Annotated in this window: 22 protein-coding genes; 14 read left to right on the top strand and 8 right to left on the bottom strand. The window is 44.5% G+C overall.

The genetic code is table 11. From position 1 onward, the window contains the following. Positions 1 to 2 precede the first annotated feature (2 nt). The 5 genes from FM107_RS14565 to FM107_RS14545 form a co-directional block, all read right to left on the bottom strand. Positions 3 to 926 (bottom strand): LysR substrate-binding domain-containing protein, encoded by a 924-nt coding sequence (locus FM107_RS14565; protein ID WP_086949214.1) that lies wholly within the window; start codon positions 924 to 926, stop codon positions 3 to 5. Between the two features lie 33 nt (positions 927 to 959). Further along, complete coding sequence (locus FM107_RS14560) at positions 960 to 1,892, bottom strand: substrate-binding domain-containing protein (protein WP_086949213.1); 933 nt, start codon at positions 1,890 to 1,892, stop codon at positions 960 to 962. A 9-nt stretch (positions 1,893 to 1,901) separates the two neighbouring features. Further along, the gene (locus tag FM107_RS14555) at positions 1,902 to 2,366 is read right to left on the bottom strand and encodes a DsrE family protein (protein WP_086949212.1); all 465 of its coding nucleotides are present in this window, start codon (positions 2,364 to 2,366) and stop codon (positions 1,902 to 1,904) included. 30 nt (positions 2,367 to 2,396) lie between these two features. Beyond that, positions 2,397 to 3,419, bottom strand: a complete 1,023-nt coding sequence (locus FM107_RS14550; RefSeq protein ID WP_256959557.1) for a c-type cytochrome — start codon at positions 3,417 to 3,419, stop codon at positions 2,397 to 2,399. A 275-nt stretch (positions 3,420 to 3,694) separates the two neighbouring features. Further along, a complete protein-coding gene (locus FM107_RS14545) occupies positions 3,695 to 4,219 on the bottom strand; it encodes an NADPH-dependent FMN reductase (RefSeq protein WP_086949211.1) in 525 nt (174 codons plus the stop codon). Positions 4,220 to 4,436: 217 nt separating this feature from the next. On the opposite strand from FM107_RS14545, the gene FM107_RS14540 reads away from it, so the two are divergent. The 5 genes from FM107_RS14540 (at position 4,437) to lepB (ending at position 9,252) form a co-directional block, all read left to right on the top strand. After that, entirely contained in the window at positions 4,437 to 5,234 is a 798-nt protein-coding gene (locus FM107_RS14540; protein WP_086949210.1) for a ParA family protein, read from the top strand. Position 5,235: 1 nt separating this feature from the next. Then, on the top strand, positions 5,236 to 6,153 hold the full coding sequence (locus FM107_RS14535) for a ParB/RepB/Spo0J family partition protein (RefSeq protein WP_086949395.1): 918 nt from the start codon (positions 5,236 to 5,238) through the stop codon (positions 6,151 to 6,153). Further along, positions 6,153 to 6,920 (top strand): DUF5683 domain-containing protein, encoded by a 768-nt coding sequence (locus FM107_RS14530; RefSeq protein ID WP_143559500.1) that lies wholly within the window; start codon positions 6,153 to 6,155, stop codon positions 6,918 to 6,920. Before FM107_RS14535 ends, FM107_RS14530 begins: the two co-directional genes overlap by 1 nt. Positions 6,921 to 6,939: 19 nt before the next feature. Further along, positions 6,940 to 7,683: a 4-hydroxy-tetrahydrodipicolinate reductase gene (gene dapB / locus FM107_RS14525; protein WP_086949208.1), complete on the top strand. Its 744-nt coding sequence runs from the start codon at positions 6,940 to 6,942 to the stop codon at positions 7,681 to 7,683. Between the two features lie 69 nt (positions 7,684 to 7,752). Further along, entirely contained in the window at positions 7,753 to 9,252 is a 1,500-nt protein-coding gene (lepB, locus tag FM107_RS14520; protein WP_086949207.1) for a signal peptidase I, read from the top strand. Positions 9,253 to 9,397: 145 nt separating this feature from the next. Here the strand turns inward: lepB and FM107_RS14515 are convergent, their stop codons facing one another. Next, on the bottom strand, positions 9,398 to 10,117 hold the full coding sequence (locus tag FM107_RS14515) for a pyridoxine 5'-phosphate synthase (RefSeq protein WP_086949394.1): 720 nt from the start codon (positions 10,115 to 10,117) through the stop codon (positions 9,398 to 9,400). Positions 10,118 to 10,310: 193 nt separating this feature from the next. Between FM107_RS14515 and cdaA the strand changes: the two genes are divergently transcribed. The 3 genes from cdaA (at position 10,311) to FM107_RS14500 (ending at position 15,063) form a co-directional block, all read left to right on the top strand. Further along, complete coding sequence (gene cdaA, locus FM107_RS14510; protein WP_086949206.1) at positions 10,311 to 11,105, top strand: diadenylate cyclase CdaA; 795 nt, start codon at positions 10,311 to 10,313, stop codon at positions 11,103 to 11,105. A 111-nt stretch (positions 11,106 to 11,216) separates the two neighbouring features. After that, positions 11,217 to 12,134, top strand: a complete 918-nt coding sequence (locus FM107_RS14505) for a DUF1338 domain-containing protein (RefSeq protein WP_086949205.1) — start codon at positions 11,217 to 11,219, stop codon at positions 12,132 to 12,134. Positions 12,135 to 12,147: 13 nt separating this feature from the next. Continuing rightward, positions 12,148 to 15,063, top strand: a complete 2,916-nt coding sequence (locus FM107_RS14500) for an FAD-binding and (Fe-S)-binding domain-containing protein (RefSeq protein ID WP_086949204.1) — start codon at positions 12,148 to 12,150, stop codon at positions 15,061 to 15,063. Between the two features lie 67 nt (positions 15,064 to 15,130). On the opposite strand, the gene FM107_RS14495 is transcribed toward FM107_RS14500, so the two are convergent. Then, the gene (locus FM107_RS14495; protein ID WP_086949203.1) at positions 15,131 to 15,976 is read right to left on the bottom strand and encodes a DUF2911 domain-containing protein; all 846 of its coding nucleotides are present in this window, start codon (positions 15,974 to 15,976) and stop codon (positions 15,131 to 15,133) included. A 216-nt stretch (positions 15,977 to 16,192) separates the two neighbouring features. Here FM107_RS14495 and FM107_RS14490 point away from each other — a divergent pair, with 216 nt between their 5' ends. Both FM107_RS14490 and FM107_RS14485 read left to right on the top strand, forming a co-directional pair. Further along, the gene (locus FM107_RS14490; protein ID WP_086949202.1) at positions 16,193 to 17,473 is read left to right on the top strand and encodes a replication-associated recombination protein A; all 1,281 of its coding nucleotides are present in this window, start codon (positions 16,193 to 16,195) and stop codon (positions 17,471 to 17,473) included. A 17-nt stretch (positions 17,474 to 17,490) separates the two neighbouring features. Continuing rightward, positions 17,491 to 18,261: a methyltransferase domain-containing protein gene (locus tag FM107_RS14485; protein ID WP_086949201.1), complete on the top strand. Its 771-nt coding sequence runs from the start codon at positions 17,491 to 17,493 to the stop codon at positions 18,259 to 18,261. Positions 18,262 to 18,338: 77 nt separating this feature from the next. Here the strand turns inward: FM107_RS14485 and pgi are convergent, their stop codons facing one another. Further along, positions 18,339 to 19,985, bottom strand: coding sequence for a glucose-6-phosphate isomerase (gene pgi, locus FM107_RS14480; protein ID WP_086949393.1), 1,647 nt, complete (start codon positions 19,983 to 19,985; stop codon positions 18,339 to 18,341). 224 nt (positions 19,986 to 20,209) lie between these two features. On the opposite strand from pgi, the gene FM107_RS14475 reads away from it, so the two are divergent. From FM107_RS14475 to FM107_RS14460, 4 genes are all read left to right on the top strand, one after another. Then, positions 20,210 to 21,046, top strand: a complete 837-nt coding sequence (locus tag FM107_RS14475) for a glycerophosphodiester phosphodiesterase (protein WP_086949200.1) — start codon at positions 20,210 to 20,212, stop codon at positions 21,044 to 21,046. Positions 21,047 to 21,260: 214 nt separating this feature from the next. Then, on the top strand, positions 21,261 to 21,971 hold the full coding sequence (aqpZ, locus tag FM107_RS14470; protein ID WP_086949199.1) for an aquaporin Z: 711 nt from the start codon (positions 21,261 to 21,263) through the stop codon (positions 21,969 to 21,971). A 799-nt stretch (positions 21,972 to 22,770) separates the two neighbouring features. Beyond that, a complete protein-coding gene (locus FM107_RS14465) occupies positions 22,771 to 23,682 on the top strand; it encodes a sugar phosphate nucleotidyltransferase (protein ID WP_086949198.1) in 912 nt (303 codons plus the stop codon). 99 nt (positions 23,683 to 23,781) lie between these two features. Further along, positions 23,782 to 25,722 (top strand): nucleoside-diphosphate sugar epimerase/dehydratase, encoded by a 1,941-nt coding sequence (locus FM107_RS14460; protein ID WP_086949197.1) that lies wholly within the window; start codon positions 23,782 to 23,784, stop codon positions 25,720 to 25,722. Positions 25,723 to 25,901 lie beyond the last annotated feature (179 nt).

Raw genomic sequence — 25,901 nt, 5'->3', positions numbered from 1 at the left:
GCTTACGAGAGGTTGAAAAAGCCGTTTTTAGCGAAACGCTCGAGGGCGAATTGCCGGAAAGCTTCAGGAAGATGGCCAATCACACCATGAGGGCGCACGAAATAAAAGTTACGTTCCATAATGAAATTACTAACCTCCACTAAAACAAGTTCACGGTTGTGAATTTCTTTGGCAACAGCGTGTATGGACAAAAAAGAAAAGCAGTCGGTCGCAAGCAAGAAACGCTTGATGCTTTCGGTACTTGCTAAATGTACTTTGACATATAGATCCTGCCAGGCAATACCTGCATGAGTGACTGCGCGACGGATAATCTCATTCGTGCCCGACCCCTGTTCCCGAAGTACAAACTCGATATTTAAAAGTTCCTGTGCAGGGTTGTTCTCGATCGCATTTATCTTCGGGTTTCCCGCACGCGTGACTAGAACTATTTCATCTTTTAAAAACATTTCATATTTCAGCGCGGGATTGTCGGAGAGGCCTTCCACGACCCCAAGATCGATGACATGCCTTGCCACCAAATCTTCGATTTTCCGTGAATTACCGTGCAGTACATTCATACTGATACTGGGGTACGCTAAGTGGAAGGCCGCTAATATATCGGGGAGAATGAAGTGCGAGAGTGTCGTGCTAGCGCCAAGCCGCAGCTCCCCGGTAAGCACGCCCTTCATGAGGCCCAATTCGCAGTTGAACGCTTCGTACGCTGCGGTAATCTTCAAGGCATACTCAAGTAGCAATTTCCCAGCTTTGGTCAGGCTAATGCTGTGCCCATTCCGTTCAAAAAGATTCCCCCCGGCCTGCGATTCCAATTCTTGGATATTCTTGGTTACGGCCGGTTGGGATATGTTCAACTCCTTGGCAGCACGTGTGAAATTCTGGTGTCGAGCGGCAGAGATGAAGACCATTATTTTGAAGTCGGCGTTTATCATGGTCAATATTAGTCAAAATAATGCATTCTAGCCTCATTCGGTTTGAAATCCATATTTCCGGTAGATTGCCTTGGCCTGATCGGAAACCATATACGCGATAAATAGATCGGCAGCCTCGGGGCGCGGGGCATCTTTCATTCGAGCGGCCACATATTCTGCACGGATATTTTGCTGAGGATCAATTTTAACCTCCTCAACAGGATGCCCAATTAGTTTTTGATATACGATTTCGGAGGTCCAGACGGGGGCGACATCGCTCTCATTGAGTAGTACACGTAAAGGGCTTTCACGGTGATGGATGCGCGTTAGATAGGTTGTTCCATCGTTCGTTTTATGCTCCATAATAGTTTGCCGTAACTGCTCTCCCCCCGCTTTTTTATAGGCGCTTTCGATTTGTGCGCCTATTCCCTCCCAGGCTGGGTTTGGCATCGATACACGAAGGTTCTTGGCCGCTAGATCGGTCAGCTTGGTAACTTTCTTGGGATTTCCCTTGGCGACCATTAAACTTAATCCGTTATAGGTATAGGTTTCTGTCTGACTGAAATAATCACGCATTGAGGAGATAAGTCCCTTGCCAGCAGCAAAAATGTCGGGTTTGTGTGTGATGCGTAAATTCCCAATAGTAAGTGAGCCTCCTTTGATTTGACGCGCCAAGATGCCAGGAGGGAGCGTCTCTACAAAGACACGTTCGATTTGTGGGTTTTCCTTTTTAAAGCCCGCGATCAATTCATCGATACACATGAATTGGTTGCCTGCAAAAAATACGACAAGTTGTGGGGCTACAATATCTCCATGGAGGTCCGGCACGTTGTTTATGCCTGCAATGGTGAAGTTGACCGTGGATTCAGGAGGCGTGTTCCATGGTGGATCAAAACGGTGTGGGTCTTGCGCTTTCAGCGGTACTAATGGCGTGCAGATTAGCAGTAAGAGAAAATTTAATAAGGTCGTTTTATTTAAGATTTTCATGTTTTGTGATTAAGGTTTAACGATGGCCCATCCTTGTGCAGCGCGAATTACGAGCTCGCCATTGCCTGAGGGCGTATAGGCAAGGAAATCGTAGAGTTCGCTTTTGTCGATCTTGCGCTCTTTCAGGGTATTCATGCATTGTACGATCAGCACGCCTTGATCGAGTAGATCTTTAATGCCCTGCTCGTACTCGCTCTCTTTGCGGAAGGCTTCTGTTCCGTCTGAAAATGCTACAAGTTCGACTTCTAATTTTCCTTCAAGGCGCGGGTCATTTAATAAGTTTTTAATATTTCGAATGGCCTTTTTAATAATCTCCGGCGATCCCGAATCCAATTGATAAATTACATGATAGGTGTTCCCCGTTGCTCGCGCACCCGTATAAGACTTGTTTTTCGCTACGGGATCTTGTGCCTGCGCGTGCATGGTAATGCTCGCCAATAGTATGAATGCAGCGATAATGATTTTTTGTTTCATTTTGTTTTTGTTTATGTGTCTAAATATGTATTACGATTCAAAGTCAAAGGGGCCGTACTTGTGCTGGAGGGTCGTGATGTTATCCTTGTAGGGTGGGTACGGGGCATCCTTCGGTTTTTTAGAAAGATCAGGGTAATCAAATTGCTTTCCTGTTTTTTCGGCGCGCGGATGACTATTGATGTATCCGGCTACGTCGTAGGCTTCCTCATCGCTGAGTTGTGGTGCATCGTGGCGCACCCCAAGGGGCATATTCCCTTTGATAAATTTAGCGGCTGTTAAGATACGCGACATTCCTGCACCATCGTTGTAGGTATCGCTGCCCCAAAGTTGGGGATAGATGTAGCCGCCTTCTCTATTTCCGGGAGATCCGCGAAGTCCCTCGCCGCCTCCGCCATGGCAGCTCGCACAAACATTTTTATAGATGCTCGCGCCGTGTTCCAAATCTGCAGCGCGGTTTGGTGCTTTTAAATCCACGAAACCTTGACCGGCTAAACGTGTGCCTACGGGGACATCTTTGCTGAGGTGTTTAATGTAGCTGAGCATCGCGCGCATTTCTAGGCTGTTCACCTCAAGCGGCTTGCCGTTCATGCTGCGCTCAAAACATCCGTTTATGCGCTCTTCTAGCGATTCTATTTTATTTTCTCTGCCAATATAGATCGGGAATAGCCCTGTAAGGCCGATATATGGAGCTGCGTAGGGTTTGGTACCGCCATTTAAATGGCAACTGGTGCACGAGAGGCTGTTGCCCGAGACCGCAAGCTTGCTGCCCGGACCTAAAAGAGCGTAGGTTTGCGTAATTAAATCGTAGCCGTAAGCCGCTAGTTTCCCTTCGGGTGAATCCTCGAAATTAGGGATCTGGAAATCTGTCGGAACCCTTGTTATTTTGCCAGCAGTATCCGCCATTTTGCCTTCACGAAGGACCGCTTTATTTGTGTAAAGTATTACGGGTATAATAATCAATAGTATTATACATAATATAGCTAATGTTTTTACCTGCTTGCTCATGCGAGCGGCAGCACTCATAGATTCGTTTGGGTTGTTTGAATTTGGCATAAAACAAATATGAGTATAATTGGACTGACATTAAAATGCTCAATTTTTATGGGGTATAACGCTTGGTTATGGTAAAGCATTCGTTACGTTAATAGTAAAATTAACTTGAATATTTTGCTTATTTTTAAGCAAAATAATACTATATTTTCTGTAGAATTAATAGTTTTTTTAACGGAATCAATGTGGGGTTTGTCCGCGTATTTTTGTCGTTAAAGGTCCCGGTATGGATTCAGTGAAATAAAAATGAAGGCACGAACTAAATGCGTGCCCTATTATTAGAAACGGATGATTTCGTCGATCTGCTCGTTGACAAACTTTTTGGTTAGCTCGTCAGGGAGTTGTCCGGCAGCATCCAATTCATTTTGGACTTGCGGTAAATGTATTTTTAAAGGCAACACATGCATGCGCATATAGTTACAAACACCCGTAAAATGGTCGATCCCGCGAATATTTCCGTATTTCCCCGAGGAAAGACCGACAAGTGCGGCTTTCTTGTGGAAAAAGGATGCCGGGAAAGCGCACGCGTCAACAAAAGTTTTTAAAATACCGGGGAAGCTACCGTTATATTCTGGGACAATAAATATGAATTTTCGGGCCTCAGAAATCCGCGCTTGAATTGGCTCGAAAGCCGGGCTACGCTTGCCGTATAAGTCCGTGAAGGCGAGCATGTGTGGGACGTCTTTTAGTGAAAGTATTTCCCATTGATCGTCCCCTTTGGTATGAAGCTGTTCTAAGTAGTAATTCGCAATTTTTAAAGAGTTGCTTTTTTCTCTATTGGTGCCAGAAATTATTAAGTTCATTTGATGTCATTTGCTTTAAAAACCCACGCACGCATATTGAGAGGTAATGCTATTTTTTGTATCTTAGCAACCTTAGTCGGTGATAAAAGGGCTTATTGTCAAAAGTACTAATTTAACATCATTTAAGCATTTCCTTTGAATGGGAAATGTAACTTTGGATTAATTTAGGGGACGATGGCAATCATTGATAGTTAGATTTAGAAACGATTTCAAGCTCATGGGAAAAATAATAGCAATTGCCAATCAAAAGGGTGGTGTAGGTAAAACAACAACGTCGATCAACCTGGCAGCGAGTTTAGCTGTTCTTGAACACAAGACGTTACTTGTTGATGCAGATCCTCAAGCAAACTCGACTTCGGGCATTGGCTTTGATCCGCGCGCCATAAAATCCAGTGTGTATGAGTGTCTGGTGAATGATTTAGATCCGCGTGATGCGATTCAGCCGACCGAAACACCGAACTTAGATTTACTACCCGCGCACATTGATCTAGTGGGAGCCGAGATCGAGATGATCAACATGGAAGAACGTGAGTTCAAGATGATGAAGATGTTAGCCGAGGTGAAAGACGATTATGACTTTGTGATCATCGACTGTTCGCCATCGCTTGGGCTAATTACCATCAACGCGCTAACGGCATCCGATTCGGTTATCATTCCGGTGCAGTGTGAATATTTTGCGCTGGAAGGGTTAGGTAAATTGCTCAACACAATAAAGATTGTTCAGTCGCGATTAAATACTGCACTGGAGATCGAGGGTATCTTGCTAACGATGTACGATGTGCGTCTACGCCTGTCCAATCAAGTAGTCGAAGAAGTACGTACACATTTTGCAGATCTCGTTTTTGATACGATCATTCAGCGGAACACCCGTTTGAGTGAAGCGCCAAGCTTTGGTATTTCGGTAATTATGCACGATGCTTCCTGTAAAGGAGCGATCAATTACTTGAATCTAGCGCGCGAGATTTTGCAGAAAAATGGCATGGCAATCGAGAAATCGCAAACAGCAACAGTATAATATGGCAATACAGAGAAAAACGGGGTTAGGGAAAGGCTTAGGCGCTTTGTTACAGTCGGATGATATCGAAGTTTCTAAAGGTAAGCAGCCGGCAGCGCCTGCAACAGTAGAGACGACAAAGACCGCTGCGGGAAGCATCAACTTTATTAAGCTCAGCGAAATCGCGGTGAACCCTTTTCAACCACGATCGGATTTCGATGAACAGTCTATGCAAGAACTAGCTGATTCGATCGTTACGCAGGGACTTATACAACCAATCACTGTCCGTCAGGTCGGTAAAAATGAATATCAGTTAATTAGTGGAGAGCGCCGTTTACGTGCCTGCAAGATGGCGGGCATTGAAGACGTGCCTGCCTATGTTCGTACGGCGAACGATCAGCAGATGCTCGAGATGGCGCTAATTGAGAATATACAACGCGAAAACTTAAATGCGATTGAAGTCGCTTTGAGTTTTCAGCGCATGATTGAAGAGTGCAACCTCAAACAGGAGCAGCTCGGAGAGCGTGTCAGCAAAAACCGTTCTACCGTAACGAACTACTTACGCCTTTTGAAGCTTCCACCAATCATACAGGCCGGGATTCGCGACGGACAGATTTCGATGGGGCATGCCCGGGCATTGATTAATGTCGGTGAAATCGATAAGCAGCTGTTCGTGTTTCAGGAGATTATTGATAAAGGTCTTTCGGTAAGGATGACCGAAATACTGGTGCGTAATATCCAAGAACAAAGTAAGCCTAAGAAACACCCTGTAGGCAAGCAGCTCGACTTTCAGTATCAGAAGATTGAGGACGATCTTGCTTCGCGATTTTCAACGCGCGTCAGGTTGAGCCTTAAAAATAGCAAAGGTAAAGGCGCTATTGAGATTCCATTCGATAGCGAAGATGACCTTAGTCGTATCCTAGAGTTATTAGACTGGTAATGCGCTACATACTGTTACTATTTTTTGTTGCCGGTCTGCATTGCATGGTGCTTGCGCAACAGCCGGATCAAGTCGATACCGCACAAATGGAGCCCGTTGCCACCCCAGTCGATAGTATAGCGGCAGATACCGTTAAAGCCGACTCCGTACTTGCCGAGCAAGACACGGTAAAGGAAACGCGTAAGGAGCGTAGGGCACGCGTAGCGGCTGAAAAGGAACAGGAAAAATATTATTACAACGGAATAAAAAAGGATTCGGCGCGACTAGAAATAGAGCGCCTTTCGCGTGTTGCGTGGAAGCGGTCGTTGATTCTGCCTGGATGGGGACAGCACACCAATAAAGGATTGTGGTGGGTAAAAGTGCCTGTCATTTATGGTGGATTTGTGGGTGCTTACCTGGTTTTCGATTATTGGCATTGGTATTACACCAAGTTTCTGAATGAGCTGGCCTATCGGGTAGAGAACAATAATGAAGGTTTTCAAGATCCCGATTTGCAGAATTACCGGTCCATTGAAGGGCTGGTTAAGCAGAAAGATTATGCTCGCCGAAACCGCGATTTAACCATATTAGTGACGGCCGGCTGGTGGGGGTTGAATGTGGTGGAGGCCTATGTCGATTCGATGCTTAAGAATCGATGGGATATAGGTACGGCCATTACGATGAAAGTTAGCCCGACTTTACTGCCTTCAAATAGTTATGCCAACCGTAGTTTTCTTGGCGGCTATGGCGTAACTCCGGGAGTTAAGCTAACGATGAACTTGAACTAACAATAACCAAGACATAATTATGAAAATAGTGCTTTTAGGATACGGGAAAATGGGGCAACTGATTGAAAAGTTTGCGACCAAACGTGGCCACGAAATTCTTCTTGTCATCGATAAGGATAATCGGGAGTCCGTAACAGCGCAGCAGCTACAACAGGCCGATGTGGCGATCGATTTTAGTGAACCGGCGGCGGCAATCGATAACATTAACCTGTGTTTTCAGGCTGATCTTCCTGTTGTTGTGGGTACGACGGGATGGTACGACCAGCTCGAAGACATCAAAGCTAGGTGTATGCAAGATGGGCATGCTTTGCTTTATGGGTCAAACTTCAGTATCGGTGTGAATATCTTTTTCCATATCAATAAACTGCTAGCCAAAGTGATGAACCCGTACAAACAGTATGATGTTCAAGTAGAAGAGATCCATCATATTCATAAACTTGATGCGCCCAGCGGTACAGCGATAACCATTGCTGAAGGAATTATCGAAGGGCTCGATAATAAACAGAAATGGGTGAACAGTGTCGCTGACGATGGTCCGGAAGTCATACCGGGAGCTAGCGAGCTGCTCATCGAGAGCAACCGAATAGAGGAGGTTCCCGGAACCCACACGGTATTGTACAGCTCCGAAGTGGATCAGTTAGAATTTAAGCATACCGCGCATTCGCGAGCAGGATTCGCACTTGGTGCGGTTGTTGCCTCGGAATGGTTGGTCGGCAAACAAGGGTTTTATCAAGTAACCGATATTTTCGATTTTAATGTATAGCGCTTCCCTTGTGAGCATTTGAATAAATTAGCAAGGACTTATAATTTTTTGACATTCTAATAATATAATATGTGGTATATCATTTTTACCGTAACAACAATCGCCTCCTTATATGGGTTGTGGTTACTGTATAAGAAAGCAGGCAAACAAGGCTGGGAAGCAATCATCCCATTCTACCGAGAGTATGTGATGGCAGAACTTACCAGTCGCCCCAAATGGTGGGTAATTCTGTTGATCGTTCCTATTGTCAACATATTTGTATTTTATGGTCTGTATTTAGATTTTTTAAAATCGTTCGGCAAAAGAAGATTTTGGGAAACAGCCGTAGCAATCGTCCTGCCTTTTATTTTCCTTCCGCTTTGGGGCCATGATAAAGATGTTAAATATTTGGGACCCGCTAATACCGAGGAGTTTAGTAAGAAATATCCTTATCACAAGTCGGTGGGGCGCGAGTGGGCAGATGCCATCATCTTTGCAACGGTAGCAGCAACACTAATACGTGGCTTTTTAATTGAGGCCTACATGATTCCTACCGGATCGATGGAGCGAAGCCTGCTTGTAGGTGATTTTCTGTTTGTGAGCAAGTTGAATTACGGCCCGCGCGTACCCATGACACCCATTGCCTTTCCATTTGCCCACCATACCATGCCGATTACAGGCGGCAAAGCATATTCGGAGATTGTTAAACTTCCTTACAAGCGTCTTCCAGGATTTCAAAACATCAAACGTAACGACGTTGTTGTATTTAACTTTCCTGCCGGTGATACGGTGGCGCTCGAAGCACAGGAGCAAACCTATAGTGACCTTGTCCGAGAGTACGGTGCGGATGTGGTAAATAATCAGTTTACTATAACCACGCGCCCAATAGATAAACGTGAAAACTATATCAAACGCTGCGTGGGTATGCCTGGAGACAAAGTATCGATGGCGAATGCTATACTATATATAAACGGCGAGACAGCTCAGATTCCAGAGGAAATGCAGATGGATTACTACGTGTTCACCGATCAGTCGGGTTTGAACCCAGAGCGACTGAAAGATATGCGTATCGAATATGCACAAGGACAACCAGGCGTGTATCAGCTACATATGACGGCCCAAGAAGCGGAAGTTGTGCGCTCCTGGAGCAACGTGCAGCGTGTAGAGTCGGGCGTACTTAGCCCGGAAGAGAGTCAAGGGACGACATATCCACACAATAAGCATTTTAATTGGAACTACGATAACTTTGGACCGATATTAATCCCTGCAGCCGGAGCGACAATCTCACTAGATTCACTTACGGCTCCATTGTACGGACGGGTGATACGTGATTACGAAGGCAACAGTTTTGAAAAGAAAGGCGAGGATTATTATATCAACGGTGCGCCAGCTAAAACATATACGTTCAAACAGAATTACTATTGGATGATGGGGGATAACCGTCACAACTCCCTGGATTCACGTGGCTGGGGATTTGTGCCCGAAGATCATATCGTAGGGAAAGCACTTTTCACCTGGATGAGCTGGGATAAAGATGGTACATTCCTTTCGAAAATTAGATGGAATAGAATCTTTAAAGGGATCCACTAATAACTTTTAGTGGATAAATCAATAAAGCAAGGGGCAGAACTCGTAAAGATTTCTGCCCCTGCTTTATTAATGCGCCGCGTGCGTACTCAAAGTAGCTTCCCTAATTAAATATGACGGAATTATCTTAAGCGGCGTGGATCATTATTTACGACCTCAAGGCTGCTAAATAATGTTCTATTGTTTCTGGGAGCCCTAAGTATAGCGCGTCAGCAATTAACGCGTGACCAATACTGACTTCTAGTAAGCCCGGGATATGTTTGCTGAAATAGCTTAAATTATTTAAATCTAGATCGTGCCCTGCATTGAGCCCTAATCCGACCTGCTGCGCTTTTTGCGCGGCCTTGACGTATGGTTCAATAGCTTTCTGAGCGTCAGTCGTATAATTTGTGGCATAGCTTTCGGTGTACAGTTCCACCCGATCGGTTCCAGTCTCCGCAGCGGCTTCGATCATCTGTTCATCCGGGTCAACAAATATCGAGACACGAATACCTTGGTCTTTGAAGCGCTTGACCGTCTCTTGGAGATAGCGCTTGTTGGTGATCGTATCCCAGCCGTGGTTCGAGGTAATCTGTCCGAGTGCATCGGGGACTAATGTGACTTGGGTGGGTTTGTTAGCAAGAACTAGGTCGATAAATTTTTGCTCTTGGCAGTTTCCCTCGATGTTAAACTCGGTGGCAATCTCAGCTTTTAGATCGTACACATCCTGATAGCGAATGTGTCGTTCGTCGGGACGCGGGTGCACAGTGATTCCCTGCGCACCGAATCTTTCACAGTCTAAGGCAACCGAAAGCAAGTTTGGGACATTCCCACCTCTAGAATTGCGCAACGTGGCTATTTTATTGATGTTGACGGATAATTTTGTCATTTTGATAAACTTTTGATTGTTTCTACAAATATATTTAATTTTCCTGGTTTCTGAATCCATGTTTTCGCTTATACCCGCTCGCTGTAGCGGGCGCATCGTGCATTTTCCGCCCCTTAAATAGCATCTATCGATAATTTAATTCGCGCGGAAGAAAAACATCGCCTATTTTTGCTAAATTGCAGTCAACTAGCACATGGAAAAATTTGATCCCAATATCGTAAATGGCTTTCGTTTGCTCGATATCATTGATATCTTGCTGGTCGCGATTATCATATACTACATTTATTCGCTCATTAAAGGCACAATTGCGGTTAATATTTTAATTGGCGTTGCCTTATTTTATGGCGTATTTTTAGTCGTCAAGCAAATGGAGATGCGCCTGTTGACAGAGATCTTCGGTGGTTTTATCTCGGTGGGATCCATTGCCTTAATTGTGGTGTTTCAGCAAGAGATCCGTAGGTTTTTGATCCATATTGGTAAAAATATTTCGCTGCGCCGAAAGAAAGTGTTTTGGTCATTTCTGGGTAATAAGAAGACCAGTCATGTTGACAATAGTGAGCGCCTAAAACCTATCATTGATGCATGCCGAAGCATGTCCAAATCGCGAACCGGTGCGCTGTTAGTCTTCTCGCGTTATTTCGATGAAGAGTACTACCAGACGAGCGGTGAATATATTGACGCGCCAGTTTCCAAACGGTTGTTGGAAGCGATTTTTTTCAAAAATAGCCCGCTCCATGACGGTGCCGTGGTAATTGTAGATTTCCGGATTATGACGGCTAGCAGTGTATTGCCGATTTCCGATAGTGATGACCTTCCGCCTCAATTTGGGCTACGCCACCGCGCTGCCATTGGTGTGACAGAAGTGTCCGAGGCAATATCCGTAATTGTTTCCGAAGAAACAGGTGAGATATCTCTAGCCCAAGACGGGAACGTCAATATGAATCTCTCGCCCGATGAACTGGAGAGGCTTCTAAATGAGGGCTTGTAAATCGGCTCTTATTCTGTTGGATATTCGTTTTAGAGAATATTGTATGTTATTTGTTTAGTTTCTGCGAATCATTTTGTAAATTAGAACCAGTGAACCTCTAAATTTTTGATTATGCATTTCGATCAGCAAAATCCATTAGATATCGTGCTAAACGACTTGTTCGACCACTACAGCCGCAATGTGAAAGATGTGTCCCGCATCACCGATGAACTCCTCGATCGCGGCGTGATCTCTACGCAGCAAGACATTGTAAACGATCATATTGCTTTCCGCACGCTAGGCGTAGATCACCTGGGGATAGCCTCGTTTGAAAAGATTTTTCTCGCCTATGGCTATAAGCGCGAAGATGCTTATCACTTTGAGGGTAAGAAGCTCGATGCATACTGGTATTCTCCACCAGAAGAGGGGTACCCCCGGATCTTTGTGTCCGAGCTGATCGTGACGGCTCTTAGCGAAGCTGCCCAGCAGATAATAAGTCAGTATACTGCTAAAATAACCACCGACCCACTCAACGCACTAGATCTCAATGATGGCAAGCAGGTGGCAGCTTTTCTCCAACACCCACTCTGGGAATTGCCGACCTCAGCGGACTACAAACAGCTGCTTCAAGAGAGTGAATATGCCGCGTGGGTAATTTATAACCGCTATTATTTAAACCACTACACCATTAGTATCCACGAGCTCAAACAGGGGTACAATACACTTGAAGAATTTAATGCCTTTTTAGAAAGTATAGGCATAAAACTCAATAGCGCAGGGGGGAAGATAAAAACAAGTGACGACGGTTTGTTGCGTCAAAGTAGCACCATATCGGCCCTGTATGAGGCGTCTTTCGCCGATGGGGTGAAACTCGAGATTGCTGGAAGCTATGTCGAATTCGCCGAACGTGGGGTTTTACCCAAGTACAAAGACCTTCCCGAATCCGAAATTAAGGCTAAACACCGGCGTGATGGCTTCGAAGTAAACAACGCCGACAGAATCTTTGAGAGCACCTATACCGATCAGATTAAGGGTGCAGGCAAGCAGTAGCAACTCCTAAGCGATGGAAAGAGCGTTGAACGTGTTAGCGGAGCAGCTGGCTGGCGAGCTCCACTGGGATCAGGCAATGCGTACCATATACGCTACGGATGCTTCGGCCTATCACCAGATGCCACTTGCCGTGGCTATGCCAAAGGGGTCGGGCGATCTGAAAAAGCTTATCGAATTTGCAAATCTACATCAAGTATCCTTAATTCCTCGAGCCGCAGGAACCTCCCTCGCCGGGCAGGTGGTTGGCGCAGGAATCGTCGTGGATGTTTCGCGTCATTTCACAAAAATTCTGGAGCTAAATGAACAACAAGGGTGGGTGCGCGTAGAACCTGGCGTTATCCGTGATGAACTGAATATGTTCCTGGCTGAGCGCGATTTGTATTTCGGACCAGAAACCTCAACCGCAAACCGGGCAATGATTGGCGGTATGGTAGGAAATAACTCGTGTGGATCCAATTCGCTCGTATATGGCAGTACGCGCGACCATACCCTGGAGATAACCGCGCTGCTGTCCGATGGCACGCAGGTATCCTTTTCGGCCTTAACTTTCGATGATTTTATCGACAAGTGTGCACTACAGAGTTTAGAAGGAGCACTTTATCGCCATATCCGCTCGATGCTTTCAAATTTCGACAATCAGCAGCAAATACGCAACGAGTTCCCTAAAAGGACGATCCCACGCCGCAATACAGGATTTGCGCTGGATCTACTCTTAGAAAGCGACCCCTTTATTGCGGGTGCCCAGCCGTTTAACTTTTGTAAGCTGCTGTGTGGCTCCGAAGGAACACTCGCGCTGATCACCGAAATTAAGCTCGGCGTACTTCCAAAACCAGTAGATCCATCCGCTCTTCTTTGTATTCATTTTCACAGTGTTCAGGAAGCCTTGCAGGCAAATATCGTGGCCCTAGAGCATAAACCACTGGTTTGCGAGTTGATTGATCACCATATCCTTGAGCGGACCAAGGATAATCTCGAGCAGCGTAACAACCGCTTTTTTGTATTGGGTAATCCCGCGGCGATATTAGTCATTGAGTTTGATGGGGTAGACCTTGCAACGGTGCAGCGTAAAGCTGCAGCCCTGGAGCAAGACTTGCGAAGCAAGGAGTTGGGCTATCATTTTCCTTTGGTCACAGGCGCACAAAAAAAGCAGGTGTGGAGTCTACGAAAGGCAGGGCTCGGTCTACTTAGTAACGTCCCAGGGGATGACAAACCGGTCTCGGTGATCGAAGATACGGCGGTAGACGTGAAGGACCTTCCCGAGTATATCGCGGAGCTCGACGACTTACTTGCAAAAAAAGGTTTATATACCGTGCATTATGCGCATGCGGCAACCGGTGAATTGCACCTGCGACCTATTCTCAATCTCAAAACTAACCAGGGACGTGCTCAGTTTAGAACGGTGGCTACCGAGGTTGCCCATTTAGTGAAGAAATATCGCGGCTCGCTAAGCGGGGAGCATGGCGATGGTCGTCTGCGCGGGGAATTTATAGCCACCATGATCGGGATGCATAATTATGGGCTGCTAAAGGATATTAAACGGGCATGGGATCCGGGCGGGATATTTAACCCAAACAAAATTGTGGATACCCCGCCTATGGATAGTTCGCTGCGCTATCAGCGTGCGCCCGCGCGCGAAATTCGTTCGGTTTACCGCTATGGTCAGCAGAATATTCTCCAGCATATAGAGCAGTGTAATGGTTCGGGCGATTGTCGAAAAACACACCGTGTGGGTGGGACGATGTGTCCGAGTTACATGGCAACGCTCGATGAAAAAGATACCACGCGAGCGCGCGCAAATATTTTGCGCGAGGTGCTATACAACTCCAATAATGCCAATCCGCTGGATCACCCCCAAATAAAAGAAGTTTTGGACCTGTGTATAAGCTGTAAAGGTTGTAAGTCAGAATGCCCGTCCAATGTGGATATGGCGAAAATTAAAGGCGATTTTCAACAAGCGTACTATCAGGAAAATGGTGTGCCACTCAGAAGCTGGCTCATTGGACACATCGATCGTGTACAAGCACTATTAGCACCTGTTGCCCCGTTATACAACGCGCTCAGGCGCATCGGTTGGATCGCTCGGGCAATCAATGGGACTATTGGTTTCGCTCCCCAGCGGAAATTGCCGCAGGTAGCGCGCACAAGCCTGCGCGCCTGGTTTTCTGCACGCAAAGGAAAACGGTATTCCAAAGGGCAAAAAAGCGTCTACCTTTTCGTCGATGAGTTTACCAATTACAACGACGTGGAGATCGGTAAAATGGCTGTTGAGCTGCTCGAGCGTCTGGGTTTTGCGGTGCAAATTATTAAACACCCGGTCAGTGGCCGCGCGCTTATATCCAAAGGGTTCCTGTTGAAGGCGCAGAAGCTGGCCAACAAGCAGGTACGGTTATTTTCGGAGTTAATTGATGATACGGTTTTTTTAGTTGGTATAGAGCCCTCGGCAATACTGAGCTTCCGCGACGAATATGTCGATCTGGTCGAGGAAAGCTTGCTGGACAAGGCAAATGTATTAGCAACCCGCGCGCTCACCATAGAGGAATTTATAAGTTTGCAAATGGAACAGGGGAACATCAGTAGTGATCAGTTTACCACGGGTTCCAAGCACATCATGCTGCACGGACACTGTCAGCAAAAAGCATGGGGGCTGCAGGACAAGGTAGCTGCAGCGCTCGCATTACCGATAAATTATAGCGTCGAAATTATTCCTTCAGGATGCTGCGGGATGGCTGGCTCATTTGGATACGAGAAGGAACATTACATCATCTCGCAGAAAATTGGAAACTTAGTGCTCTACCCAGCGATCAAGGCTCGGCCCGAGGGCTCTATTATTGCGGCGCCCGGTACGTCTTGCCGCCATCAGATAAAAGAAGGGGTAGCCGAGCGTGCCTTTCATCCGGTAGAAATTCTTTTTCAAGCTCTAAAAGGATAAAAAAGAGGGCAAACCACGTAATGGTGCCCTCTGCAAATATTTTGTAAAAGTAAATCCTAACGAACCCCTACTTGGCCTGGTTTAACACCTGCGTGTTTAATTTAACATACTCTTGATTGTCAGCCGCAGTAGCCATTTCGAGCCCCTGGGTAGCGGTTTCTATGGCGCCCGCTTTGTCGCCTGCTTTAAGCTGAATTTGCGCTCTCCAGTATTTAATGTAGGGCGCAGTGGAATTCCCCTCGTCGGCTTTAGCAGCCCATTCGAGTGCTTTGTTGATGTCTAGGTTGTTAACGAAATAGTACTGCGCAGCCTGGAAGTACGGTTTTTTCTCTCCGAGCATCGCTTGATCAATAGCGGCGATTATTTCTTTGGATTGATCCACTGCAATGTGAAACGACGCTTTGGACTTATCCCAAGCGACGCTTAGGTCAGCACCCTGTGGCGTGACGTTTTCAAAAGCCATCGTGAAAGTCTCTACTTGGTCGTTTAACGGCTGCGCCTTTACATCAAAACGAAGAAAGTCTTCTTCTTGCTTATATTCATATGCACCCCATTGTTTTGGATTACTGCTTAGTATGATCGTCCAGTTTCCATTTTCTCTTGGAATCGTGAACAGACCGTACGAGCCGGCAGGAACTTTGTCCTGTCCGATAGTCACTTCTTCTTCAAATGTAAGCACAGGTATGTTATTGGCGCCTGTACGCCATACTTGGTCGTACGGTGCTAGTCCACCAAAGGCTTGCCTTTGCTTGAGGTTCGGTCGTTGATAAACGAGCGTTACGTTTTTTATGCCGATAGCCTGTTCAATTTTCGTCGTGCTGCTTGCTTGCGGGAGTTGCAGCTGCGCCGAAGCTTCATTAAAGGAGACAAAGATGACTCCTGCGGCGAATAGCGTTAAAAATCTTTTTTTCATGCTGAGATTGTTGTTTGTTGTTGCAAAATATGTTGGCTAAAAATACAAAACTTCTTTCATAACGTCTCTATCTCCAGTGGACTTCTATTTCTTTTATCAGGCAGGCGCGCGCACAGCCTCCGTGTTTTACCGGGATTAGTCCGAGTGTATCTTTTGATAGCCTACTACGTGGTTGCAGAACCAAAAGCTTTGTTTTTGAATGATTATATTTGTGCTATGGCAACAGTAATCCCATTAGCCGAGCGAATGCGTCCTAAATCGCTCGAAGATTTTATCGGTCAACAGCATATCGTAGGACCCGGAGCCGTGCTTCGTGATGCAATTGAACAAAAGAATATTCCTTCGATGATTCTTTGGGGTCCACCGGGAGTCGGAAAAACGACGCTTGCCTTATTAATTGCCGGGCAGCTCGAACGCCCCGTGTTTTCCCTCAGTGCGATTCAATCTGGGGTCAAGGATATTCGAGAAGTAATCGACAAAGCCGAAAAGCTACGCAATTTTAATGCAGAACAGCCTATATTGTTTATCGATGAAATTCACCGTTTTTCCAAGTCGCAGCAAGACTCATTACTCGGCGCGGTTGAGCGGGGGCTAGTCACGTTAATTGGCGCGACAACGGAAAACCCTTCCTTTGAAGTGATATCCGCTCTTTTATCCCGCTCTCAGGTATATATCTTAGAACACCTAACCGAGGAAGATTTGCGCACTATCATCGATCAAGCACGCGCAAAAGATCCATTTCTGCACGAGCATCCTGTTGAAATTCAAGAATACGAAGCGCTCTTTCGACTTTCGGGTGGGGATGCGCGGAAACTGCTTGGCATATTCGAGCTTGTGGTCAACGCTAGCCTGAATCAAAAAAAGCCGATTACAAATGAATTTGTCTTAAAGCAAGTTCAGCAGAATATGGCGTTATATGATAAAACAGGTGAGCAGCATTATGATATCATATCCGCATTTATCAAGTCTATTCGCGGAAGTGATCCCAATGCGGCTTTATACTGGTTGGCTCGAATGATTGAAGGTGGTGAGGACCCTACCTTTATTGCGCGTCGACTCCTTATTCTCGCATCGGAAGATATTGGAAATGCCAATCCAAATGCCCTGCTTCTAGCGAATAACTGCTTTCAGGCGGTAAAAGTAATTGGAAATCCCGAGTCGAGGATAATTCTTTCGCAGGCGGTGACCTATTTAGCCTCGTGCTCTAAAAGTAATGCATCCTACGAGGCGATCAATAAAGCGCAGGCGTTGGTGAAAAAGACGGGTGATCTACCCGTGCCCCTGCACCTTCGTAACGCACCAACGAAGCTCATGAAGGAGCTCGATTATGGAACCGACTACAAGTATTCCCACGCTTACCCCGGGAACTTCGTCGAGCAGGAGTTCTTGCCAGATAGACTAAGCGGTACACTGCTCTACGATCCTGGACATAACGCTACGGAAATAAAATTGCGCGAGTCGTTAAAAGGCAAATGGAAGAATAAGTACGGTTATTAATCTAAAAATAAAAATCTATGGAATGGAAGCCAGAACAATACAATCGATATAAAGATGTCCGCTATAAGCCATTCTACGATCTATTAGCACTTCTTGAGCTTCGTGAGCGGATCAAGGGTATTGATTTAGGATGTGGGACTGGTGAACAGACGGCCATCCTACAAAAAACATTGCCAAATTCGAACCTCCTAGGAATAGATTCCTCGCCGCAAATGCTTGCCAAGTCTTCGCGCTACCAGACGCGTGGATTACGATTTGAACTTGCAAATATCCAAGATGCAATCGCCCGTAGGGATCGCTATGACCTGGTGTTTAGTAATGCCGCGTTGCAATGGATCGATAGTCATGAATTGTTGCTGCCTAAGGTAATCGATCTGTTAGCTCCTGGCGGACAACTTGCTATTCAGATGCCCGTGCAGAATGAAAACCTGTTGAACAAGATCCTTCTCAGCTTAGTAGCAGAAGAGCCCTTTAGGTCATTTTTGGATGGATTTAAAAAGGAAACTCCGGTGTTATCTATCGATAAGTATGCGCAGCTCCTTTTTGATAACCATATGCAAGATATACAGGTTTCCGTTAAGGTGTATCCGATAATCGCGAGTAGTGAGTCTGAACTTTATGATTTTATCGCAGGAAGTGCCTTGCTCCCGTATACTCAGCGGCTCAGTGATGAAGTGATAAAAGAACTTAAAGATGAGTTCCTTGCACGTATACGTCAGCATTTCAAAAAGTACCCTGCAATTTATGTTTTTAAACGACTTTTACTATACGCGAAAAAAGGAAGTTAGATTTGGTGCGTACATAAAAAAAGCCAAGTTCCGCGTGGAGCCTGGCTTTACTTGTTCCTTAAATTAATAGTGTGCGCTTAGCGCCATGCTTTGTAGGCGTTAATCAGTCCGTTGGTTGAGGAATCATGTCCGTTAACGGTTTCTGAAGAAGCGAGTTCGGGTAATATCTGTCCAGCGAGTTGTTTTCCCAGCTCAACACCCCATTGGTCGAAACTGAATACATTCCAGATGACGCCCTGTACAAATATTTTATGTTCGTATAGTGCGATGAGTGTGCCTAACGTATCGGGCGTAATCTTCTTGAGCAAAAATGAGTTGCTCGGACGGTTACCTTCAAAAACCTTGAAATTTTTTAGCTTCTGGATTTCATCATCATTCTTGGATGCCCTTTTTAACTCCGCGATCACAACTTCTTCGGACTTACCATTCATAAGCGCTTCGGTTTGCGCAAAGAAATTCGATAATAGTAATTGATGGTGGTTGCCTATCGGATTGTGCGAAATTGCTGGCGCGATAAAGTCACAAGGGATAAGCTTCGTGCCCTGGTGGATAAGTTGGTAGAATGCATGCTGCCCATTGGTGCCCGGCTCTCCCCAGATCACTGGTCCTGTCTGATAGTCGACACGGTTGCCATTGCGGTCCACATATTTGCCATTGCTCTCCATGTCGCCTTGTTGGAAGTATGCCGCAAAACGATGTAGGTATTGATCGTAGGGCAATATTGCGTGACTCTCTGCGTCAAAGAAGTTATTGTACCATATCCCTAGTAAACCAAGTACAACAGGGATGTTTTTCTCGAATTCCGAATTTTTAAAATGTTCATCGGCTTTATTAGCGCCTTTTAGTAACTCCTCAAAATTATCATAGCCAATGCCTAATGAAATAGAAAGGCCTATTGCGGACCATAACGAGTAACGCCCGCCAACCCAATCCCAGAACTCAAACATATTGCTTGTGTCGATACCAAAATCTGCAACACCCTGGGTATTGGTGCTTAAAGCAACAAAGTGCTTAGCAACATCCGTATGCGATGCGCCCGATTTTAGGAACCAATCTTTCGCTGAATGTGCATTAGCCATTGTTTCCTGGGTTGTGAAAGTCTTCGATGCAATTAGAAAGAGCGTGGTTTCGGGGTTCAAACCTTTCAGTGTCTCGGCAATATGCGTTCCGTCGACGTTTGAAACGAAATGCATTTCAAGACGCGTTTTATACGCCTTGAGTGACTCGGTGACCATTACCGGGCCTAGATCGGACCCTCCAATACCGATGTTTACCACATCTGTAATTGCTTCGCCGGTATAGCCTTTCCATTCACCTGATAGAATTTGCGCAGTAAATTCTTTCATATGTGCAAGGACGGCATTTACTTTTGGCATGATATCTTCACCGTCAACGATGATAGCCTTTTTCGATTGATTACGCAGCGCCGTGTGTAATACCTGTCTGTCTTCGGTAACATTTATCTTTTCGGCGGCAAACATTGCCGCGATCGCCTCGTCAAGTTTGCATTCTTTGGCTAACTGCACAAGAAGTGCCATGGTTTGGTCGTCAATGCGATTTTTTGAGAAGTCCAATAAGATGTCCTCAAACTGCAGGGAAAATTTTTCAAAACGTGAAGGGTCCTCTGCAAAAAGGTCCTTTAATGATTTTTCATTGATGGTGATATAATGATCTGCTAGGTAGCTGTATGCTTTAGTTTTAGTAAAATCTACTGATGGAAACATAATCTTTTGCTTGTTGTTTTTTCTGATCAAACTTACACAAAAATTAAGAAAACAATCCGAGATTCCTGGAAAAGTAGGTTATATTATTTGTTCGTTGTATTAAGGAATTGTGACTTTTGCTAGTGACGCTCGGGTTTTGTATTACTTTGCCGAAATTTTTTATTATTTTTAGGTGCTGCACTGCAAATTAAAGAGACTTAGACCAGAAAAAGAATAAAATACCTATGAAAAAAAGAACGAATATGATACGCCTTGTCGCGTGTTTAGCGTTATTATTGAGCAGTGCTACACTTGTTGTAGCGCAGCAAGCGGCAGTGAAAATTTTTGCACACCGTGGTGGTAAATTAGAATACGACGAAAACACCATGCAAGCATTTCGTCAGGTGTATGAAAAAGGGCTGCGCGGTTATGAAATCGATATACGTATTACCAAAGACAACCACCTGGTTGTTTTTCATGATGCTGATTTTAAGCGGGTGTTAGGCATTGAGGGGTCCGTTGAAACTTCTACTTTAAACGAGATTAAGGCGCTGCGTACCAAGAAAGGAAATCCCATCCCCACCGCAGACGAGGTAATCGAATTTTTTAATTCTAAATCGGGTCTTTATGTCGAGTTTGAGATGAAAACGAAGTCCCCATTGTATGAACCCGAGCTGCTTGAGCGGTATTGTGATATGCTTTACCAAAAGGTGTATGCCAATATGCCCGAGGGATCCGAATACCTCATGACATCGTTTGATACCCGGCCACTTAAATATTTAGGTGACAAGTATCCGCAAGTAGAAATGCTTCTGATTCGCGGGGAAGGCCTATCCGAGAATGTGCTTGAAGAAGCGAAAAAATTAGGCATAACAAGATTGGGGTGCAGTGTGCATGGCACCAATAAAAAGATGGTAGATAAGGCTAAAAAGGAAGGATTCACCGTTAGCCTTTGGCCGGGGCATTCGGTTGAGGATTTTCTTCTTGGTGTCGCCCTAGGGAGTGACTATTTATGTACGGATGTTCCAGTTGCAGTGACGGACTGGGTGAATGAACATGGCTCGTGGATCACTCTAAAATAAATTTCCAATAAAAATACTTCGAAGATTAACGCAGAACTCGTTGGTAAAAAACGGTTTTGCAGTTAAGCTTATCGGCTCTGCTGTAGGTGCGTAGTCGTACATTTGAATTTAATTAAATTGAAAAGCGCACGGGGTGATTTGATTTAGGAGGCTGCAGGTCGAATAATTAGATGAAAAATCATATATTAGTATACTAACTTATATTATAATTATTATGAAAAAGTATTTTGCAGAATTTTTTGGTACATTTTGGCTAGTACTAGGGGGCTGTGGTAGTGCAGTTTTCGCAGCGGGTATTCCAGAGGTGGGGATCGGTTTGCTTGGAGTTTCTCTAGCATTCGGTCTAACGGTATTGACAATGGCCTATGCTGTTGGTCATATATCCGGAGGGCATTTTAATCCCGCTGTTTCTTTTGGCTTATTTGCCAGCGGGCGATTTGAGGCAAAGCAGTTGTTGCCTTATATAGGATCTCAAGTATTGGGAGCAACCGCAGCAGCGGCAGTTTTGTATTTTATTTTGAGTGGTGCCGACGCATTTTCAAGAGAAGGTCCAGGAGCTTTTGCTACTAATTTTTACGAGATGCCAGGGTATGCCGGTAGAAGCTTTAGTCTGGCCGCAGCTTTTACTGCTGAATTTGTTTTAACTGCATTTTTTCTGATTGTAATATTAGGAGCTACCGATAAGTACGCGAATGGTAAATTTGCAGGGGTAGCAATTGGATTGGCATTGACACTGATACATCTGATCTCTATACCAATTACGAATACTTCTGTAAACCCCGCACGTTCTACTTCACAGGCACTTTTTGTGCAGGGAGAAGCATTAGGCCAACTTTGGCTGTTTTGGGTTGCTCCAATAGCTGGTGCGGTTGTAGGAGGATTGATCTATCGATATTTGCTGCAAAAAGACGATAATCCTGAATAATCGCTTTGGTATACCAAACGGTACGTACAACATAGTTCTTCAGGAGTATGGATGGGATTATAGCGACACGTGATTTATAAAATGTTATTTGGAGGTTTGTTTGCCTCCAAAAACACGAAAAAGGGGCGATATGTGTTCTTAAAGAGAGTTTAGTCGTGTGTGAGCATTGTTTCACAAAAAAAAAGGTTTTCAAACGGGGAGAATGAAAACCTTTAACTAACCAATTATAAACCTAAATTATGATAGTTCAAATATAAGCGTTTTGTGCGCTGTTTTCGCACGCAATTGCTATTTGTGACACTTTATTTACACAATTAGTGTTTTTTTAACGTTTATTTACAAATCAAAGATGTTTATCTCGAGTCTGTGATATTTATTCCTTTTGCTATCTTTGTAAACCAAAGCGCAATTTGTTGTGAAAAAAATAATATTCCGATAACATTAAAAGGTGGAAATTTACAATGTTTCGGCATACTTATTGCCAAAATAGGGACATTCGATTAGACTTTCTTAATGGGAGTCGCGTAGATGAAAAGACAATATACAGATAATGAAGATGAATAAATTGATACATAAATATAACAATATACCATTTGTTGAGCGATCGTTATGGTTAGTGTTCCTCTTGTCAATGATTGTTATTGTACAATTAGTCACATTGCAAAGCCTCGTTTGAAATCTATCCCTAATTTTAACCTAACGTTGTGCGGAACATTTAGGACGGATTGTATCTTATATGATACACTGTGTCGCAAGTGATCGAAATGTAATTATTAATCAAAAAAAATAAATATAAGTAATGAATAAACCGACATTAGTAATATTAGCCGCAGGCCTTGCTAGTCGTTATGGATCAGCAAAACAAGTAGATGGGTTTGGTCCTAATGGCGAACGGATAATTGACTATTCAATATTTGATGCTATAAAAGCTGGGTTTGGTAAAGTGGTATTTGTAATTCGTGAAGAATACCAAGAAGTAATGAAGGACCTATTTGAAGATAAATTGCGAGGAAAAATTGAGCTCGCATATGCGTTTCAAGATTTTGATTTAACGAAATTCGGTATTGACAAGGTTATCGAACGTCAGAAGCCGTGGGGAACGGCGCACGCTGTAATGAGTGCTGCTGAGCATATCGACGGTCCTTTCTGCGTAATCAATGCCGACGATTTCTATGGATATGACGCTTTTAAAAAGATGGCCGATTTCCTCACCACAGAAGTGAGTGATAAAAAAATGGCATTGGTTGGTTTTCGTGTCGGTAATACGTTGTCGGATTTTGGATATGTTTCACGTGGTGTATGTCAGGTAGACGAGAACGGGCATATGCTTAGCGTAACCGAACGTACAAATATCTATCGTGGTAAGGATGGACAGATTGTTTATAAGGAAGATGAACAAGAGTACCCGTTGGAAGACGCAACCCCCGTTTCCATGAATTTCTGGGGCTTTCATCCGATTGTACTTGATGTTGCAAAAGCTGGATTTCCGAATTTTGTAGCGCAGAACCAAGATAATCCTAAAGCCGAGTATTTTATTCCCTCTATTCCAGACAATATGGTTCACGATGGGACGGCAGATTTTAAGCTAATTCCTACTGACGCTCAATGGTTCGGAGTAACTTATCCAGAAGATAAGCCTTATGTTATGGCGCAATTAGCAAAACTTGTCGAGCAGGGTGCATATCCACAGGCCTTGTTTTCTGCAGAATAAACAAAAGATAAGGTGGCAAGATAGTTGTTCTCGTAGTTAACACTATATTATTTAGTAGGGTTAATATTTTAATCTATATATAAAAACGTTTATCCACAAATGGATTTAAGCTTGTTGAAAAGAAAGTTGCGGAAAGATAATCCCCGGTGGGTAATCTTGTTAATCGACATGATAATCGTGTTTTGCTGTTACCTAGCATCACATTTTATCGTAAATAGTTTCGCAGGGAATTTCAATGTAGAACTGATGGTTAAAAAATCAATCGTCATTTTAGTTGCTTATCTCTTTGCATTTCTATGGATGAAGACCTATAAAGATATCGTTCGTCACACGGGACTTAGTGAAGCCACACGAATATTCAAAACGATCTGGCTTGCCTGCATGATGCTCTTTGGGGCTAACCTTGTTTTGCGCTCGCTGATTCCAACCGGTTCTATCGGGGCGCAATATCTTCACCTTTCTTATTCACTGATCTTCACGCACGGTTTTTTCACTATGGTGATTCTAGTTGCAGCGAGGGTCGCCTATAGGCAGATTTATGAAATGCTCTTTTTTACGAAACGTAAAAGTAAGCATGTATTGATATTTGGGGCTTCGCGCCCCGGTCTTGTTGCCTTTGCGATGTTGCAAGATGATATCCGGGCTAAGAATAAGGTCATTGCGTTTGTTGAAGATAAAAAGAATCGCATCGGTAAAAATTCGCGTGGGTTACCGATCGTACACATATCGGGTATTGACGAAGCTTATATAAAAAAGCATGATGTCGATGAAGTGATTATTGCAGTCGAAAATAGCGATCCAGAACGACTTGCACGGGTGACTGACCACTTCCAGAAGTTAGATTTGGAACTGCAAATCATGCAGCCGGGGCGTTCGTTGCTCAGTGGTGGTGGTAGACGGCAGATTCGTAAGCTTCGAATAGAAGATCTATTAGGTAGAAAACCAATTAAGCTTGACAATCCTGTTGTCGAGCAGGAGCTGAAAGGAAGGGCGATCCTAGTGACAGGGGCGGCTGGTTCGATCGGCAGTGAGCTTGCGCGTCAAATCGCGGCCCTGCCATACGGTAAAATCGTTTTTTTGGATCAGGCCGAGTCCGCCCTCTATGACGTGCAACAAACCATTCATACATCAAATCCGGATCAGGCCCATTTTATCGTTGGCGACGTACGCGATAAGATTTTTATGCGCCGAATATTTGAAAAGTATAAGCCAGATGTGGTATTCCACGCCGCAGCTTATAAACATGTCCCGCTGATGGAGTCGAATCCTTACGAGGCGATCTGGACAAACATATACGGTAGTCGTATTATGGCAGATCTAGCCATGGAACACAATGTCTATAAGTTTGTGATGATCTCTACCGATAAAGCGGTGAACCCAACAAACGTTATGGGAGCGACCAAGCGTGCTGCAGAGATTTATATCAATTCCTGTTCAGAACGTTCATCGACTAGTTTCATCATTACCCGTTTCGGTAATGTATTAGGATCCAACGGGTCGGTAATACCGCTTTTTGAAAAACAAATGGAGCGGGGTGGCCCGTTAACGCTTACCCATGCGGATATTACTCGTTATTTTATGACCATTCCGGAGGCATGCCAGCTTGTGTTGGAAGCAGGAGCAATGGGTAAAGGCAGTGAGATTTTTGTATTCGATATGGGTAAATCTGTAAAAATCATGGATCTAGCGCTGCGAATGATTAAGCTAAAAGGATACCGATATCCACAAGAAATCGATATCAAGATCGTTGGATTACGTCCTGGCGAGAAAATCTATGAGGAATTATTGGCTAACAACGAAAATACAATAAAGACGCATCACCCCAAAATTATGATCGCAAAGGTTTCCTCAGCGGACATCATTGAAAAGCGAATCCGGCTTGAAGGGTTGTGTGATTATGTTGCGAGTGAGCATGGTAGTGCGGACTCAAACGCACTCGAGCTTGTCCGTCGCCTCAAAGGTATTGTGCCCGAATTTGTCTCTCAAAATTCAGTGTTTAGTCAGTTAGACGGGCAGCAAGTACCAGTCGAAAAGTCGTAAGACTATATCAATATGCGTATCACACTGGATAAATAGTGACTACCCGCCCACTGTAGAGTTGATGGGCGGGCTTCTGCCTTCACAGACGAGCGTTTCTTTACAAAAGCCTTATTTGACTCTCTATCGGTGTTTTCGACTATCCTACTCGAATTCTTTTCCAATCTCTCTTTCATAATATA

This window comes from Sphingobacterium sp. JB170 (assembly GCF_900163865.1).
GTDB lineage: Bacteria > Bacteroidota > Bacteroidia > Sphingobacteriales > Sphingobacteriaceae > Sphingobacterium.
Note: the sequence above shows the minus strand (reverse complement) of the source record. Positions and strands in the feature narration are given on the sequence as shown.

Coding starts and splice junctions, on each gene's coding strand:
- FM107_RS14515 (WP_086949394.1), bottom strand. CDS start 10,117: ATGACAAAATTATCCGTCAACATCAATAAAATAGCCACGTTGCGCAAT.
- lepB (WP_086949207.1), top strand. CDS start 7,753: ATGTGGTATATCATTTTTACCGTAACAACAATCGCCTCCTTATATGGG.
- FM107_RS14490 (WP_086949202.1), top strand. CDS start 16,193: ATGGCAACAGTAATCCCATTAGCCGAGCGAATGCGTCCTAAATCGCTC.
- FM107_RS14530 (WP_143559500.1), top strand. CDS start 6,153: ATGCGCTACATACTGTTACTATTTTTTGTTGCCGGTCTGCATTGCATG.
- pgi (WP_086949393.1), bottom strand. CDS start 19,985: ATGTTTCCATCAGTAGATTTTACTAAAACTAAAGCATACAGCTACCTA.
- FM107_RS14555 (WP_086949212.1), bottom strand. CDS start 2,366: ATGAAACAAAAAATCATTATCGCTGCATTCATACTATTGGCGAGCATT.
- FM107_RS14550 (WP_256959557.1), bottom strand. CDS start 3,419: ATGCCAAATTCAAACAACCCAAACGAATCTATGAGTGCTGCCGCTCGC.
- FM107_RS14505 (WP_086949205.1), top strand. CDS start 11,217: ATGCATTTCGATCAGCAAAATCCATTAGATATCGTGCTAAACGACTTG.
- FM107_RS14535 (WP_086949395.1), top strand. CDS start 5,236: ATGGCAATACAGAGAAAAACGGGGTTAGGGAAAGGCTTAGGCGCTTTG.
- FM107_RS14495 (WP_086949203.1), bottom strand. CDS start 15,976: ATGAAAAAAAGATTTTTAACGCTATTCGCCGCAGGAGTCATCTTTGTC.
- FM107_RS14540 (WP_086949210.1), top strand. CDS start 4,437: ATGGGAAAAATAATAGCAATTGCCAATCAAAAGGGTGGTGTAGGTAAA.
- FM107_RS14475 (WP_086949200.1), top strand. CDS start 20,210: ATGAAAAAAAGAACGAATATGATACGCCTTGTCGCGTGTTTAGCGTTA.
- FM107_RS14560 (WP_086949213.1), bottom strand. CDS start 1,892: ATGAAAATCTTAAATAAAACGACCTTATTAAATTTTCTCTTACTGCTA.
- FM107_RS14565 (WP_086949214.1), bottom strand. CDS start 926: ATGATAAACGCCGACTTCAAAATAATGGTCTTCATCTCTGCCGCTCGA.
- FM107_RS14545 (WP_086949211.1), bottom strand. CDS start 4,219: ATGAACTTAATAATTTCTGGCACCAATAGAGAAAAAAGCAACTCTTTA.
- FM107_RS14500 (WP_086949204.1), top strand. CDS start 12,148: ATGGAAAGAGCGTTGAACGTGTTAGCGGAGCAGCTGGCTGGCGAGCTC.
- FM107_RS14465 (WP_086949198.1), top strand. CDS start 22,771: ATGAATAAACCGACATTAGTAATATTAGCCGCAGGCCTTGCTAGTCGT.
- cdaA (WP_086949206.1), top strand. CDS start 10,311: ATGGAAAAATTTGATCCCAATATCGTAAATGGCTTTCGTTTGCTCGAT.
- aqpZ (WP_086949199.1), top strand. CDS start 21,261: ATGAAAAAGTATTTTGCAGAATTTTTTGGTACATTTTGGCTAGTACTA.
- FM107_RS14485 (WP_086949201.1), top strand. CDS start 17,491: ATGGAATGGAAGCCAGAACAATACAATCGATATAAAGATGTCCGCTAT.
- FM107_RS14460 (WP_086949197.1), top strand. CDS start 23,782: ATGGATTTAAGCTTGTTGAAAAGAAAGTTGCGGAAAGATAATCCCCGG.
- dapB (WP_086949208.1), top strand. CDS start 6,940: ATGAAAATAGTGCTTTTAGGATACGGGAAAATGGGGCAACTGATTGAA.